We start from the raw sequence: 1,255 nt of genomic DNA on the forward strand, positions 1-1,255 counted from the left end.
GTTGGGATAGAGTTGTATCCGAACAATAACATGAAGATCTTCAACCGTTGGGGTGTCCTGGTATGGGAGACTGATGGTTACGGAGGTACTAGTGGTGGAGAGAACGTCTTCAGGGGTATTTCTGATGGACGGGCAACCATTCAACAGGGAGATATGTTACCGACGGGTACGTACTATTATGTACTGACCTTTACCGGTGAGGATAATCCTGGTGAGTCGAGTTATGCCGGATATTTATACGTAAACAGATAGAAGCAATAAGATCACACTATATCCCGGGTGTGGATTCACACCCGGGTAAAAACAACTGCACTATGAAACACAGTTATTTAACATTCATATTTTTGGTATTGCTAGGGGCCTTCAGTGGTTTTGCACAGCAGGATCCTCAGTATACGCAGTATATGTACAACACCCAGGTTATCAATCCGGCCTATGCTGGTTCTCGCGATGCGTTGAGTTTTGGTTTGTTGTACCGTACCCAGTGGGTAGGTTTAGAGGGTGCGCCCAAGACGGCTACCTTTACGGCTAACACACCCATAGGATCATTGGACAATATGGGATTGGGTCTTTCGATCGTTCGAGATGAGATTGGACCTGCTGTTGAGTCGAATGTGATTATTGATTATTCCTATACGATCAACACTTCGGATGATGCGGAATTATCCTTTGGTTTAAAGGCTGGTTTGGATCTGCTGGATGTTGATTTCACCAAGTTGAATATCTTTGATCAGACGGATCCTAGGTTTCAGAACAATGTGGACAACAGGTTACAGCCACAGATAGGAGCCGGGGTGTATTATAACACGGACAAGTTTTATGCGGGTGTATCGGTTCCGAACTTCTTAACCACCAAGCACTTCGATGAGGGTAGTTTGGCCAATATAGAGAAGGAAACCATTGCCGCGGAGCGTTTGCATTATTTTCTGATCGCGGGTTATGTGTTTGATATAAGTGACAATCTGAAGTTCAAGCCTGCGACCCTGGTTAAGGCGGTAAGCGGATCACCTCTTCAGTGGGATGTATCGGCTAACTTTTTGATCAATGAGAAGTTCACCTTAGGTGCGGCTTATCGTTGGAGTGCGGCTTTAAGTGGTTTGGTAGGATTCCAGGCCAGCAACGAGATATTCATCGGTTTTGGATATGATTTCCAGACGACCGATTTAGAGGATTACAGCGATGGTTCGTATGAGATCATGCTGCGATTCGATGTATTTAACAAACCAGAACGAGTACTAACACCACGATTCTTCTA

General features: G+C 45.0%; 2 protein-coding genes. Both read left to right on the plus strand.

The features are described from left to right. The coding region (locus J1N09_RS15370) for a gliding motility-associated C-terminal domain-containing protein (RefSeq protein ID WP_265201167.1) at positions 1 to 252 on the plus strand (252 nt) is incomplete at its 5' end. Between the two features lie 62 nt (positions 253 to 314). Beyond that, positions 315 to 1,255: type IX secretion system membrane protein PorP/SprF (locus J1N09_RS15375; protein ID WP_265201168.1), on the plus strand; the 941-nt coding region annotated here is incomplete at its 3' end.

The sequence above is a fragment of the Aureitalea sp. L0-47 genome (assembly GCF_026126405.1).
In the GTDB taxonomy this organism is placed as follows: domain Bacteria; phylum Bacteroidota; class Bacteroidia; order Flavobacteriales; family Flavobacteriaceae; genus Pukyongia.